This window comes from Fusicatenibacter sp., from assembly GCF_050872605.1.
In the GTDB taxonomy this organism is placed as follows: domain Bacteria; phylum Bacillota; class Clostridia; order Lachnospirales; family Lachnospiraceae; genus Fusicatenibacter.
The window spans coordinates 25,059-39,274 of sequence record NZ_JBNMHD010000019.1; the positions used below are offsets into that span (position 1 = coordinate 25,059).

The 14,216-nt window shown below is 43.9% G+C and carries 17 protein-coding genes; all 17 read left to right on the forward strand.

Going from position 1 to position 14,216, the window contains the following annotated elements; all coding sequences use genetic code 11:
* The 17 genes from ACY2VT_RS07435 (at position 1) to ACY2VT_RS07515 (ending at position 14,216) form a co-directional block, all read left to right on the forward strand.
* On the forward strand, positions 1–1,314 hold the full coding sequence (locus ACY2VT_RS07435; protein WP_461879450.1) for an AAA family ATPase: 1,314 nt from the start codon (positions 1–3) through the stop codon (positions 1,312–1,314).
* Between the two features lie 2 nt (positions 1,315–1,316).
* The gene (locus tag ACY2VT_RS07440; RefSeq protein WP_461879451.1) at positions 1,317–1,673 is read left to right on the forward strand and encodes an RloB domain-containing protein; all 357 of its coding nucleotides are present in this window, start codon (positions 1,317–1,319) and stop codon (positions 1,671–1,673) included.
* Between the two features lie 39 nt (positions 1,674–1,712).
* A complete protein-coding gene (locus ACY2VT_RS07445) occupies positions 1,713–1,958 on the forward strand; it encodes a hypothetical protein (RefSeq protein ID WP_461879452.1) in 246 nt (81 codons plus the stop codon).
* On the forward strand, positions 1,955–2,410 hold the full coding sequence (locus ACY2VT_RS07450) for a GNAT family N-acetyltransferase (RefSeq protein WP_461874949.1): 456 nt from the start codon (positions 1,955–1,957) through the stop codon (positions 2,408–2,410). Before ACY2VT_RS07445 ends, ACY2VT_RS07450 begins: the two co-directional genes overlap by 4 nt.
* 26 nt (positions 2,411–2,436) lie before the next feature.
* Positions 2,437–3,042, forward strand: a complete 606-nt coding sequence (locus ACY2VT_RS07455; RefSeq protein WP_461879453.1) for a thymidine kinase — start codon at positions 2,437–2,439, stop codon at positions 3,040–3,042.
* A 136-nt stretch (positions 3,043–3,178) separates the two neighbouring features.
* Positions 3,179–3,619 carry a GNAT family N-acetyltransferase gene (locus ACY2VT_RS07460; protein WP_461879454.1) on the forward strand — a complete coding sequence of 147 codons (441 nt, stop codon included), beginning with the start codon at positions 3,179–3,181 and terminating at the stop codon, positions 3,617–3,619.
* A 78-nt stretch (positions 3,620–3,697) separates the two neighbouring features.
* Entirely contained in the window at positions 3,698–4,141 is a 444-nt protein-coding gene (locus tag ACY2VT_RS07465) for a hypothetical protein (RefSeq protein WP_461879455.1), read from the forward strand.
* Between the two features lie 286 nt (positions 4,142–4,427).
* Complete coding sequence (locus ACY2VT_RS07470; RefSeq protein WP_461879456.1) at positions 4,428–6,425, forward strand: ABC-F family ATP-binding cassette domain-containing protein; 1,998 nt, start codon at positions 4,428–4,430, stop codon at positions 6,423–6,425.
* Positions 6,426–6,489: 64 nt separating this feature from the next.
* Entirely contained in the window at positions 6,490–6,939 is a 450-nt protein-coding gene (locus tag ACY2VT_RS07475) for an ASCH domain-containing protein (RefSeq protein WP_461879457.1), read from the forward strand.
* 434 nt (positions 6,940–7,373) lie between these two features.
* Positions 7,374–8,375 carry a calcium/sodium antiporter gene (locus tag ACY2VT_RS07480; protein WP_461874274.1) on the forward strand — a complete coding sequence of 334 codons (1,002 nt, stop codon included), beginning with the start codon at positions 7,374–7,376 and terminating at the stop codon, positions 8,373–8,375.
* 13 nt (positions 8,376–8,388) lie between these two features.
* Entirely contained in the window at positions 8,389–9,078 is a 690-nt protein-coding gene (locus tag ACY2VT_RS07485; protein ID WP_461879458.1) for a TMEM165/GDT1 family protein, read from the forward strand.
* 139 nt (positions 9,079–9,217) lie between these two features.
* Entirely contained in the window at positions 9,218–9,544 is a 327-nt protein-coding gene (locus tag ACY2VT_RS07490) for a MazG nucleotide pyrophosphohydrolase domain-containing protein (protein WP_461874276.1), read from the forward strand.
* Positions 9,545–9,635: 91 nt separating this feature from the next.
* The gene (locus tag ACY2VT_RS07495; protein ID WP_461879459.1) at positions 9,636–10,487 is read left to right on the forward strand and encodes a carbon-nitrogen hydrolase family protein; all 852 of its coding nucleotides are present in this window, start codon (positions 9,636–9,638) and stop codon (positions 10,485–10,487) included.
* A 94-nt stretch (positions 10,488–10,581) separates the two neighbouring features.
* Complete coding sequence (locus ACY2VT_RS07500) at positions 10,582–12,168, forward strand: AAA family ATPase (protein WP_461879460.1); 1,587 nt, start codon at positions 10,582–10,584, stop codon at positions 12,166–12,168.
* A gap of 249 nt (positions 12,169–12,417) precedes the next feature.
* Positions 12,418–12,882, forward strand: a complete 465-nt coding sequence (locus ACY2VT_RS07505) for a GNAT family N-acetyltransferase (protein WP_461874279.1) — start codon at positions 12,418–12,420, stop codon at positions 12,880–12,882.
* A 95-nt stretch (positions 12,883–12,977) separates the two neighbouring features.
* Positions 12,978–13,400 carry a GNAT family N-acetyltransferase gene (locus ACY2VT_RS07510; RefSeq protein ID WP_461874281.1) on the forward strand — a complete coding sequence of 141 codons (423 nt, stop codon included), beginning with the start codon at positions 12,978–12,980 and terminating at the stop codon, positions 13,398–13,400.
* 66 nt (positions 13,401–13,466) lie between these two features.
* The gene (locus ACY2VT_RS07515) at positions 13,467–14,216 is read left to right on the forward strand and encodes a nucleoside phosphorylase (protein WP_461879461.1); all 750 of its coding nucleotides are present in this window, start codon (positions 13,467–13,469) and stop codon (positions 14,214–14,216) included.

The window sequence follows — 14,216 nt, forward strand, 5'->3', positions numbered from 1 at the left end:
ATGTTAATACAATTCAGCTTTAAAAATTTCAAATCTTTTCGGGAAGAAGCGACATTGGATCTGTCTGCTGCGAAAATGACGGAGTTTGCAGAACGGGTTGTTACTGTCGGCAGTGAACGAATATTGCCGACTGCTGCTATTTATGGGGCGAATGCGAGCGGAAAGTCAAATATATACAATGCATTTGAATATATGTCCAGATATGTGGCAGATTCCTTTCAATATGGTGATGAAGAAGAAAAATTTGAGGAGTTCCGGCCTACTCCGTTTCTATTTGATTCGACATCGCCAGAGGCAGAATCGAGTTTCGAAGTTTATTTTACGCTGCCGGGAGATAAGACGGGAAAAAGTTATAATTATGGTTTCTGCGTGGATAAAAATGGTGTAACGGAAGAATGGCTCAATTCAAAGGCAAGAACGGCAAGAAAGTACAGTACCGTGTTTTACCGCGGAAACACAGAAGAAGAGCTGGATTTGTCGGGCTTTCCAAAAAACAGCCGGGATAATATTCAGGTTGCTTTGGAAAAACAGGTTCTTATCGTATCGCTGGGTGCAAAATTAAAAATTGGAAAATGTAAAGCAATTCGTGACTGGTTTCTGGCAAATGAATTTGCGGATTTTGGTGATCCTTATACCAATTTTTTCCTTTCCCGAAGATTACCAAAAGGATTTGCAGAAGATAAGAAAGTGCAGCAGAATGTTGTAGAGTATTTTTCCTCATTTGATGAGCACATCAAAGACTTTAAAGTAGAAAAAGTACCGTATGACGGAGAATCAAAAGAAGAGAAGTATAAAATTAATGCACTGCATCAAAAAATCGATTCAGATGAGATGGCAGAAATTCCATTAGGGGAAGAGTCTGCAGGTACGCTGAAAATGTTTGCATTATATCCGGAATTACAGGAAGTGCTGGAGCGAGGCAGTGTGTTTTTTATTGATGAATTAAATGCCCGTCTTCATCCATTACTGGTAAGAAACTTTTTGCTTACGTTTTTGAATCCTGCGATTAATACAAATCATGCGCAGCTTATCTTCACAACATATGATACATGGCAGCTTTCGAATCAGTTGCTGCGGCGTGATGAGATCTGGTTTGTGGAAAAGGATGACAGAGGGGTTTCAAATCTTTATTCGCTTGCTGATTTTGTTGACGAAGATGGATCGCGTATCCGCAAGGATGAAAGTTATGAGAAGAATTATTTGATTGGAAAGTACGGTGCAATTCCTGTACTTAAGACATTGGAAGTTTTTAAAAATGCGTTAATGCAGGTATCTCAGGAGGCAGGTTTATCATCTCAGAAAAAGGGGAGCTGAGTATGGCGAAAAAGGACAGAACAGGAAACAGAAAGCCACGAGAGCAAAGAAAACAATTTAAGAAGCCGGAATTAGGCTATTATTTAATTGTAACGGATACAGAGGCAACAGAACGATGTTTTTTTACCGGACTGCATCAGAGCCTGCCAGAGGATATAAAAAATAAGCTGGTCATTAAGGTGGTAGAAACGAAGACACGTACAATGATTGATAAATGTATGGAACTTACAGCTTATGATGCCCAATATCGTATTCCGTGGATCGTGTTTGACAGAGATCAAGTGCAGGGATTTGACGAGATTATTGCAGAAGTGATGAGTGTCCCTGTACAACGGTACATGAACTGGTGGGTGAAATAAGAGAAAAAGTAAGTAAATAATAGCAGAGGGGGTGGAATCATGAAAACAATCCATAAAATTTCCGGAATTTTTCTGTGGTGTGTAGTCGGCGTGTTTCTTGGAAAGAGTGTTTATACGTATTATGACTACACAGTACACCCCGGTTTGTATGAGACGTGGTCTGCGCCGTGGTATACAAGGATTCTGCGGGATGGCGTAATTGCGGCGGTTCTGATTGCGGGGACGCTGGCGGTTCGGTGGGGGATTCGAAGAAAAATGAGAGATAAGGGGAAGAGAAAGCGATGATTTTTAAGAGACTGGATGAGACAAACATAGAACAGTATATTGCGTACTTTGAACATGCACTGGCGGAAGAGCCGGAGATGATGCATGTGGAAGCAGCGGATCGGGAAGGGCTGCGGAGGAGAGTGAAAGATCCTTTTTACCAGAACACAACATCCATTTTAGCAATGGAAAAGGATCGGGTTCTTGGGCGGATTGAGTATCATTTTTATGGCTGCATGCAGGACGGTTACCGCATGGCGTATGTGGACTGGGTTTACGTGCTGCCGGAGGCCAGACACAGAGGTGTTGCGCAGGGGCTGTTTCAGGAGATGGAGAAGGACTGCCGGAACCATGGGATTGACCAGTATTATCTGATTCGGGCGACCAATCCGAATGCGGACAAATTTTATCACAGCTTTGGCAATGCAGAACTTGATGAGGAGCCGTTTTTGCGGAAAGAGCTGAAGAAATAATAGAAAATACAAAGAGGACAAAAACAATGGCAAAATTATACTTTCGCTATGGCGCGATGGGCAGTTCGAAATCTGCTAATATTTTGATGGTTCGCTACAATTACGAGGAGCGCGGGCAGTATGCGGTCCTGTTGAAACCGCGGACGGACAGCCGCGACGGGGAGCATGAAATTCAGTCCCGTATCGGATTGAAGGCACCGGCAGAATATGTGGACGAGTTTTTAAGAGAAATTTCGGAGACCTGGAGCACGGACAGCGAGGAATACCGGTATCATGGGAAAAAAGTGGACGCGATCCTGATCGATGAAGCGCAGTTTCTTTCCCCGGAGGAAGTTGATACACTTTCTGATATCGTGGATTTCTACGAAATTCCGGTGCTCTGCTACGGTTTGCGCGCCGATTTCCGGACACGCCTGTTCCCGGGCTCGATGCGGCTGATGGAGATTGCCGATGTCATCGAAGAAGTCCCGACGGTCTGTTGGTGCGGAAAACGTGCACAGTGCAACACAAGATACGCAAACGGAAAAATCGTACGGGAAGGCGCGCAGATTTTCCTTGGATCGAATGAGAGTTATGTGGCACTCTGCAGGAAGCATTATAAAGAAGGAAAGCTGTGGAAAGAGGATGAGTGAGATCAGAATACAGGAAGTGCCATGAAATCGCAGATTATCTTACCCGGCATGGTCTGCGGCAGATTAAAATGATATATGGATAGCCGATGGAGATGTTTTTGGTTAAAAGATTAAAAAAACAAGGAGTCAAAACAAAATGACCGAACGAATCATAGACAACGAACTTCGTCTGATCCCGTATTACAGAAATGATGCGGCCTCTCTTCCCTGGTATCAGGATCTGGACGTGTGCAAGCAGGTGGACAACCGGGAGGAGCCGTATGATGTGGAGCTGCTGCATCGGATGTATGATTATCTTGCCGCGCACGGTGAATGTTATTACATAGAATATCAGGGTGTGCTCGTGGGAGATGTTTCACTGAGAGAAAATGGTGAAATTGCCATCGTCGTCTGCAAAGAATACCAGAATCAGCATATCGGAAGACGGTGTGTTCTGGAGATGCTGAAGCTTGCGAAAGAGAAGGGAATGGAGCAGGTAACAGCAAATATTTATTCCTTTAATAGGCAGAGCCAGCGCATGTTCCAGTCGGTCGGATTTGAGAAAATGGCGGATGAATGGTATGAATATAAATTGTAAATGACTGCAGAGAAAGAGAGAAAAAATGAACATAAAATATTGCTGCAAAACATATTATACTGTCTTCTGTTTATTCTGATGGTAAAGTGTCTGGTAAGAAATGATGGAATGAACTGTGTTTATTTTTACCCAAAGGAATATATAGAAGAAGCCGATAAACGTGGACTGATCGACAAAGATGCGGTCATGAAAAAAGGAAAGCAGGTTATGATTCCATTTTGCATCATTTTGTTCGTGGTGCTGATCGCAATCATTTCTGTCTGGAATAAAGTTACCGATTTCAAGACGGCATATCTCCAATCCTACCTCTTCCTTGTGGTGATGAACTGGTTCGACGGAATTATGCTTGACCGGGTGTGGGTTGGACACAGTAAAATATGGGAGATCAAAGGAATGGAAGGGATTCCGTACATCAAACCATGGAAAACCGTGCTGACAAAACGAGGCCTGGCGACGATTCTGTATCTGATCATTGCACTTGTGACAGCCGGGATCGTGGTGCTGGTTGGGAAAATCTGTTAAGAGACAGCATTGAAAAAAAGAGAAGAATATTATATACTACTCATAAGTATACTACTCATGAGTAGTATTTTTGCGTAAGGGACTTTCGGAATATATAGGAAGTTAAATATCTCTGTTTTACTGGAGCAAATCAGTAAAACAGAGATATTTTTATGCCGCAGGCGTACCAAATTTGATTCGAAAAATTTTTGGCATTGAGAACGAAGGGCGGAGACGGTATAATGGAAGCAGAATTTTAACATCAGTAGACAAGAAGTGAGTTGAAACAACAGAAAAGGTATAAAACATGAGATATCAGATCAGAAATGCAAAAGTACAGTTTGGCGCGGATACGATTTTAAACAGTGTGAATTTCGAAATTCACGACACGGAAAAAATTGCAATTGTCGGCAGGAACGGCTGCGGAAAGACGACGCTTCTGCGGCTGATTGCCGGGGATATTGAGATGAGTAATCTGGACAGCGATGAAACATGCGGGATTACGATGAGCGGAAAACAGAATATTGGTTTCCTGCGCCAGATTAATTTTACGGATGGATCGGTGCCGGTAAAAGAAGAGTTGGAGAAGGCTTTTTCGGAAGTTTTTGCATGTGAAAAACGAAAAAAGGAAATTGAAAAGCTGCTTGCCGAGGCAGAAGATCACAAAAAACTGCTGGGAGAATACGACTATCTGGAGCGGAGAATGGAGAGTCTCCACGGATACAGCTGGAAACAGGATATGGAAACGATGTTTCAGAAATTCGGCTTCGCGCTGGAAGATCTGGAAAAGCCGATCGGGGAATTTTCCGGCGGACAGCAGACGAAAATCGCGCTGATGCAGCTTCTTTTACAGCGCCCCGACATCCTGCTTCTCGACGAGCCGACCAACCACCTCGACATCGCGGCGGTGGAATGGCTGGAAAATTATCTGAAGAGCTATGAAAACGCTGTAGTCATCGTATCGCATGACCGAATGTTTCTGGACCGCGTGATCAATGTGACGTATGAAATCGAATACGGTGACATCAAACGGTATCCGGGAAATTATTCTGCGTTTGTGAAATTAAAAGAAGAAGCGCAGATCAAGCAGGAAAAAGACTATGAGGCACAGCAGAAGGAAATTGAGCGTCTGACGGTGTGGATTGAGAAATGGAAAAACACACCGACAAAAGTTGCGGCGACCCGTTCGAAACGAATGGCGATCGAGCACATGGTAAAAATCGAGAAACCGCGGCGGTTTGATACGAGGACGTTCCACGCCTTATTCCATCCGGCGAGGGAAAGCTATACGGATGTGCTCACGATAAAGAAACTGAAAATAGGATACGACACCGTTCTGAGTGAGGTTTCCGCCGTCATCAAAAAAGCAGAACGGATTGCGATCATCGGAGAAAACGGAAAAGGAAAATCGACGCTTCTGAAAACCGTTGTGGGTGAAATCAATCCGCTGGGCGGAAGTTATCAATTTGGAAACCGCGTGGATTTTGCCTACTTCGATCAGCACAAAGCAGTCAACCAGAAATTCGACCCGGAGCAGACGGTGCTCGACTATTTCTGGAGTCTTTATCCGAACCTGCTTCGCAACGATGTCCGAAGCGCCCTGGGCGCCTTTCTGTTTTCCGGCGAAGATGTCGAAAAGAAAATGGGGCAGCTCTCCGGCGGTGAAAAAGTGCGGCTGGAGCTCTGCCGGATTTTCTATACAAAACCGAATTTCCTGATCCTGGACGAGCCGACGAACCATATGGATCTGGCAGGAAAAGAAGCACTGGAAAAAATGCTGACCAGCTACGAGGGAACCGTTCTGTTCGTATCGCACGACCGTTATTTCATCAACCAGGTGGCAACCGGTATTCTGGAGTTCGGCGAGAGCGACGTACAATTTTACGGAATGAATTATGCAAAGTATCTCGAAGAAATCAAACGGCAGACGCCGGGCAGAGAAACGGGAAATGCGGGAGGAGCTGTACGAAAACCGGCCGACGTTCCGACTCTGGATGATGTGTTTGACAAAAAGAAATATTATAACCCGGGAAAAATTCTGTCCCGCTTAAAACGGCAGCTCGAAAAATACGAGGAGCAGCTTGCGGAGAGTGAGAGCAGAATGTCAGAACTCCAACTGGAAATGATGGACCCGGAACTTTCCGCAAATTACGAACGGCTGATGGAGCTTCAGACGAAAATAGACGAAGAAAATCAGACACAGGAATCCCTACTGGAGCGCATGATGGAAACGGAACTGGAACTCGAAGAGATGGAAGCAAGTGAAAGTGCGTCCGTTATTGATAAAGCGAATTATCCACAATAAACTGGTTAATTAGCAATAGAATTTTCTGCGAAAAATAAATCAAAATTTAAGTGGGAGGAACCTTATGACTGGAAACGAAATGTGGCAGGCATTTTGTCATGCTGCGAAGATAGACGAGAATACAGAACACGAGATCTGGAATTTTTACGATGGAGATGGGTTGGCGGATGAACTGGCAAAGTTAGTGTGCGATGGCGTGAAAACGGCAACTGCGAGTGCCAAAATTGCTTATGAGACGGAAAACGAAGCATTGCCGGGCGTCGGGGATTATAGCGTGATACTTTTTGACAATGATGAAGCAGCCTGTGTGATTCGAAACACAAAAGTATCTGTTGTGCCTTTCGATCAGGTCAGTGCGGAGCATGCCTATAAAGAGGGAGAGGATGACCGAAGCCTGCAGACGTGGAGAGAAGTACATCGACGTGCGTTTACTCCTGACTACGAGGCGGCAAGACTCGAATTTGACGAAAAGGGAGACTGCGTGCTGGAAGAATTCGAAGTAGTATATCGCTAGAATAGGAACGAAGCAGAAGGAATCAAAGCATACTTATCCGGAAATCAACGATTGCAGAGGATGGCACCTTATGCAATGACACCATAAAGAAAGTACGAAAACAGAAGTAAGCGGGGCTGAAATTTTTCGGATAAAAAAATCAAATTTTGTTGACAACCCCGAATTCATTTGATAGTATTTATCAAGTAATGTAATATTCCATGAGGGAGTAGTTAGCACGAATGTGTGATTTGTCAACATTCTGATTATAAGGAAAGAGTATAATCTGGCAAATCTTAAATAATGAGACTCATGTATATCGATGAATCACCGGTGTATCGCATATCGGATGTTCCTTGATATACATGAGTCTTTTTTTGCGGATAATGAGTAAAACCTGCTTCTGCTAACGATACTATTCTGGAATAGATGCTTGGAAAACAAAGGAGGAAAACATGGAAAATTTCATCAACAACGCCCCGTTTGCTCTTGTGCTTGTCTGTCTCGTCATCGGTTTTGTCCTGCTGATCAAAGGTGCGGACTTTTTCGTAGAAGGAAGCTCAAGCGCAGCAAAGAGACTGCACGTTCCGTCGATCATCATCGGACTTACCATTGTCGCTATGGGAACATCCCTTCCGGAGACCGCGGTCAGCGTATCGGCTTCACTCACAGGCAACAACGAGCTCGCAGTCAGTAATGTCATCGGTTCCAATATCTTTAACCTGATGGTTGTCATCGGTGTCTGTGCCGTACTGACTACCGTAGAAGTTGCAAAGGAAACCATCAAAAGAGACATCCCGCTGTCCCTGATCTGCGCCGGACTTCTGATGCTTTTGGGAATCATCGGAATTGGAGACAAATCAGGGATGATGCTTGGTCACCTGGACGGTGTGATCTTAATTGGTTTTTTTGCAGGCTATATTGTCTACATGGTTCGCATTGCGTTAAAGGCAAACAGGGAAGGAAAAAAAGTCGAAATTGAAGGCGGTTCCGATGAGGATATCAAGCTGCTTTCCGTTCCGAAGAGTATCCTGTTCATCGTTGGTGGAGCAGTCGCCATTGCAGTCGGCGGAGATGTGACCGTAGATGCCGCAGCAAGAATCGCGGGCGATCTTGGAATGAGCCAGACCCTGATCGGACTGACCATTGTTTCCATCGGAACATCGCTTCCGGAACTCGTAACTTCTATCGTTGCTGCCAGAAAGAATGAAGTTGATATGGCACTTGGCAATGCGATCGGTTCTAATATCTTCAACATTCTTATGGTACTTGGTATTGCATCCGCAATCAGCCCGATGGCCATCATTACGGAAAATATAATTGATTTGTGTGTATTGATCGTATTCACGGTATGTGTATGGATTTTTGCAGGAACTAAAAAGAAAATCGGAAGAGTCGAAGGTTTCTGTATGGTCGCATTTTATGCCGCATATGCCATTTATATTGTTGTGAGATAAGGGGGAATAGAAAATGGTGTTATTTCTAAAGGTGTTTCTTACCGAGTTCATCGCAGAGATGGGCGATAAGACGCAGCTCATGCTGATTGCGCTTACTTCGAAGTACAAGCTGAAAGACATTATCCTGGGAACCGCAGCCGCGATTCTGGTACTGAATGGAATGGCTGTTCTTGCAGGCGGACTTGTCAGCGAATTTATTCCGGCCTGGCTGATTAAGACAATTGCAGCGCTTGCATTCCTTTATTTTGCCGCATCAACTCTTGCCGGTGATGATGACGAAGAAGAGGAAGGAAACGGGAAATCAAAGATTCAGTTCGCTCCGCTTGCCGTGTTCTGTACGTTCTTCGTAGCAGAGCTCGGAGACAAAACACAGCTTACCGCAATTACCTTTGGTGCAAATGAAGGGATGGGATCCGCATTCGTTGTATGGATCGGATGTTCCCTCGGACTTTTCGCAGCGGATATTCTCGGCATGCTGGTCGGCTACCTCTTAAAGAGCAAGACACCGGATGGGCTGTTGAATACACTGGCGTTTGTGATCTTCTCGATCTTCGGTGTATACACACTCTATCAGGGGCTGAAACTGATCAGCGCAAGCGTCTGTCCACTGCCGGTATGGCCGGTACTGATCGCTGCAACAGTTGCATTTGCTGCTTTATGCGTCTGTCTTTTTATGAAAAGAGAAAAGAAAAAAACGAAATAAAAACTGCGCGCCGCATACTCATGATTTTGATGAGAAATGCGGCGCGTATTTTTTATGTGGCAAAATGAAAGTTTACCATTGAAGCATTTATGGGTATAATGTTTTCAAATGATTATTTACGAGTATGGAGGAGAACAGCATGTCTGATTTTGGCATGAACGAGATGCAGGAAATGCAGAAAGCGTTGCAGGAAAAATACAAACAAAAATGGGAACCCATCTGCCCGGCAACAGGACAGAATAAATTGCTTTGGATGGTTGGGGAAGTCGGCGAAGTGATCGATATCGTGAAAAAGAACGGAGCGGCAGATGCGGTGGGAAAAGAAGAACTGAGAAAGCATCTGGTAGAGGAAATGGCGGATGTTCTGATGTATTACAACGATGTCATGCTCTGCTATGGGATTACGGCGGAGGAATTAAAGGCGGCGTATACGGAGAAATTTGAGAAGAATATGAAACGGTGGTAGGGCATTGAATGCTGTTAAAACATAAAATTATGTTATGAATGACATAAATAGAGGAAAATATGTTATATGTGACATAAGGGGAGGATAATGTATGAAATTAAAAATAGCTTTTTTACAGTTGCAGCCTGCTGGGAGTATCGAAGATAACATGGAAAAAGGAGTAAAAGCGTGTCGGGAAGCGAAAGAGAAGGGTGCGGATATCGCATTGTTTCCTGAAATGTGGAGCACAGGATATGTTTTTCCGCATGAGAAAGAATGGCTGGAGCAGAACGCTGTTTCTTTGGACAGTGCGTATGTAAAGCAATTTTCGGCACTTGCCGCGGAACTGAATCTGGCGATCGCGGTAACGCTGCTGGAAAAGCATGAGCCGAAACCGCGAAATACCGTCTGCATGTTCGACCGCCATGGAGAACGAATGTATCGCTATTCGAAAGTACATATCTGCAATTTTGGCGAGGACGACGATGAGGGCGTTCTGGATGCCGGAGATGACTTCTGCGTTGCGGAGCTGGATACCGCCAAAGGCAGAATAAACGTCGGTTCGATGATCTGCTATGACAGAGAGTTTCCGGAATCCGCCCGAGTGCTGATGCTGAAAGGCGCCGAACTCCTCCTCGTCCCCAATGCCTGCCCGATGGAAATCAACAGACTCTCCCAATTGCGCGGCCGGGCATACGAGAATCAGATCGCGATTGCAATCTGCAATTATCCTGCATCGCACCGCGGCTGCAATGGACATTCCACACTGTTTGATGGCGTAATCTATCACACAGAAACAGGCGCTCCCCGTGATATGCTCGTGTGTGAAACCGGAGAGGAAGAAGGCATATTTCTGGCAGAACTGGACGTGGACCTGCTGCGGGAATACAGAAACCGGGAAAAATGCGGACTGAAAAACAGAAGACCGGAATTGTATGGGATTCTCACAGGAGGACGAAAGTGAAAAACCGGAAGCTGCGCGGGAAAATCCTGTCCTTGTGATAGTCAGAGGGATCAAGTATAATGAGTCATATAAAATGTTGACGGGAGGGATTTGCATGGGAAGTTATCTGAATCCGGGAAATGAAGCATTTGCGGTTGCATTAAATTCTGAGATTTATGTTGATAAAACAGGACTGCTGACTTATACGAATAAAGTCATGAACACTCTGCAGGGATATATCTGCAACAGCCGCCCGCGGCGGTTTGGAAAATCAATTACGGCAAACATGCTCACCGCGTATTACAGCAAGGGCTGCAGTTCGAAAGAAATGTTTTCCGGGCTGGAAATCAGCAGGGCAAAGGATTTTGAAAAACATCTGAATCAGTATGACGTGCTCCACTGGGATATCCAATGGTGTATGGAACCGGCAGGCGGACCGGAGCGGATTGTTTCTTATATCTCAGAAAAAACGATTTCGGAGCTAAAAGAATATTATCCCCATATACTTCCAGAAGAAATCCGGTCACTGCCGGAGGCACTGTCGCGGATCAACGCGGCATCCAGGACAAAATTTATTGTGATTATAGACGAATGGGATGTTCTGATTCGTGACGAGGCGGCGGATCTCAAAACACAGGAAGAATATATCAATTTTCTGCGGGCGATGTTCAAAGGGACGGAGCCGACAAAATATATTCAACTGGCATATCTGACAGGTATTTTGCCTGTAAAAAAAGAAAAGACACAGTCGGCGCTGAACAATTTCAAAGATTATTCGATGCTGCATGCCGGGCCGATTGCACCATATGTAGGTTTTACAGAAACAGAAGTTCAAAAACTATGTGAAGTATATGGTCAGAAGTTTGAAGAAGTCAAACGATGGTACGACGGTTATCAGATTGGAAAATATCATGTATACAATCCAAATGCCGTTGTGAACCTGATGCTCGAAGGCGAATTCCAGAGCTACTGGTCCGGAACCGCATCCTATGAGGCGATTGTTCCGCTGATCAATATGGATTTTGATGGCCTGAAAAGTGCCGTAATCGAAATGCTTTCAGGAGATCATGTTCCGGTTGATGTTACCTCTTTTCAGAACGATACCGTCAGCTTCGCTAATAAAGACGATGTGCTGACGTATCTGATTCACCTTGGCTATCTGGCCTATGACCGGACATTTAAGACTGCTTTCATTCCGAACGAGGAAATCCGTCAGGAATTAATTCTGGCGACGAAGAGGAAAAAGTGGAATGAGCTGATTGCGTTTCAAAAAGAATCAGAGCAGCTTTTGAAAGATACAATTCAGATGAATGGAAACGCAGTAGCAAAAGAAATTGAAAAAATTCACAGGGAATATACTTCTGTGATTCAGTATAACAATGAAAACTCACTCAGCAGTGTTCTGTCCATTGCCTATTTGAGTTCCATGCAATACTATTTCAAACCAATCCGCGAATTTCCCGCGGGTCGTGGATTTGCAGACTTTGTGTTTATTCCAAAGTCGGAGTTTCAGAATTATTACCCGGCGCTTGTTGTGGAACTGAAATGGGACAAAAGCGTCAGAGCAGCATTAGATCAGATTAGAGACAGAAAATATCCGGAGTCGGTTGCCTGCTATGCGGGGGAGCTTTTACTGGTGGGAATTAACTACAATGAAAAAACAAAAGAACATGAATGCCGGATTGAAAAGTATGAAAAATAAGGAAGCATGTTCGTAAAAATAAAAACGAAAGATCAATATGCTAATATACGATTTGAGGTTTGCGAATTTGGCGCAAATGGCAATGAATGGATTGCCGATTACCACGGATTAAGAGCAATCACACATATTTCAATTTCAGTTTACAGAGATAAAAGAGTATACGTATCCTGACAGGGACAGCATACTTTATCTGTTGGATTTGTAAATACAGATATAAAAGTATTTGTATATGACGGAAGAGGTGAAGAAATGCTTGAATTGTATAAGCCGGATGTGAATGACTTGTGGTTTAGGAAAAGAATGATGAGCGATGAGCAGACGATGTCTTACAACCATGCCAGCGGAGGAACCATCGCATTTCCTGAAGAATGCTGGACAGACTGGTATGACAGATGGATCACAAACTCCAATGGCCAACGTTTTTATAGATATATCAAGGAGAATAACTCTTATATTGGAGAAACCGCATATTATTTTGATGCAGAAAGACAGATTTACATCGCGGATGTTGTTGTTTATGCTCCGTATCGTGGAAAGGGATATGGTCGTGAGGGACTTTTGCTTTTATGCGAAGCGGCAAAAGAGAATGGTGTAAAAGAACTCTATGACGATATTGCGGTTGATAATTCATCCGTTTTGTTATTCCTGAAATGTGGTTTTGCGGAAGTGCTGCGGACCAGCGAGTATATTTTGGTTAAAAAAGAATTATTCTGAGAATAGTATAAAAATATGAGGATAAAGGGACAGTAAAATGGAATATAAAGAAAACATAATTTTGAAAAATGGACAGGACTGCGTAATACGAAATTTTGCTTTCCTATCCGGAAGAACATTGTTTTGATACAAAGAGTGAGAGTGAATTTCTTCAAGCAAGAGCCGAAAGCAATCGTGAAGTAATGCTGTTGGCTGTTGTAAATGACAAGATCGTTGCAACAGCGGGAATTTCTGCAGTTGGCAATAAGTATAAAGTCAGACATCGTGCCGAATTTGACATTGATGTTGTGAAGGAATACTGGGGACTTGGTATTGGCAAAGCGATGATGAAGGCCTGCGTGCAGTGTGCGAAAAATGCGGGATATCAGCAATTAGAACTGGAGGTTGTTGCAGATAACCAAAGAGCTTTCCATATGTATAAAAGCATTGGATTTGTGGAGTTTGGACGTAATCCGTTGGGATTCATTTCAAAGTATTCTGGTCCGCAGGAGCTTGTATATATGAAAATGGTATTGTGAAAATCCAGAGTATGCTGCATGTTACGTGAGCGAACTTTTGGTGGATAAACTTATGGAGGAAACAGAATGATTATTGATTCTTATGATATCAACAGCGAACCGATTGTAAAAATGGAGAATTTCTATGGAGAGAAGCGGCATCTGGTAAAAAAATGTATAGTCGTTTTTTCAAAAGTAATATATGAATACATATTCGAAAATTTTCCATGCCGGCAGATTGCAGAAGTAGGTGCATGCAATGGGAATATACCGGTCTGGACCTTATCATATGAGAAAGAAACGATTGCTTTCTACCTGACTCCAATTGGCTCGGCTCTTGCCGCAGGGACGATTGCCGAAGTCAACCATTTGACAGGCGCATCCATCTTCATCATGTTCGGTTCCTGCGGCAGTCTGGACAAAGAAGCAACCGATGGAAAGTTTATTCTCCCGACGGAGGCATACCGGGGAGAAGGACTGTCCTATTATTTTGCAGAACCGCAGGACTACATAAAAATAAAAAACACAGACAAACTGGCTGAATTTTTTGCGGAGAGAAATCTGCCTTACGTTCAGGGAAGGGTATGGACGACAGACAGTATGATTCGGGAAACGGTAAATCTTGTAAAAAAACGAAAAGAAGAAGGCTGCATCGCCGTGGAAATGGAACTCGCAGGCGTTCAGGCGATCTGTGATTTTTATGGATTTGAACTTTATGATTTTCTTGTTTCAGGAGATGTGCTGATCGAAGGAAACTATGAAACGGATGGATTATCTGCCGCCAACCACGATCTGGACAAGCTGTTTCTGGCGCTGCAGATAGCGAAAAGTGTATAA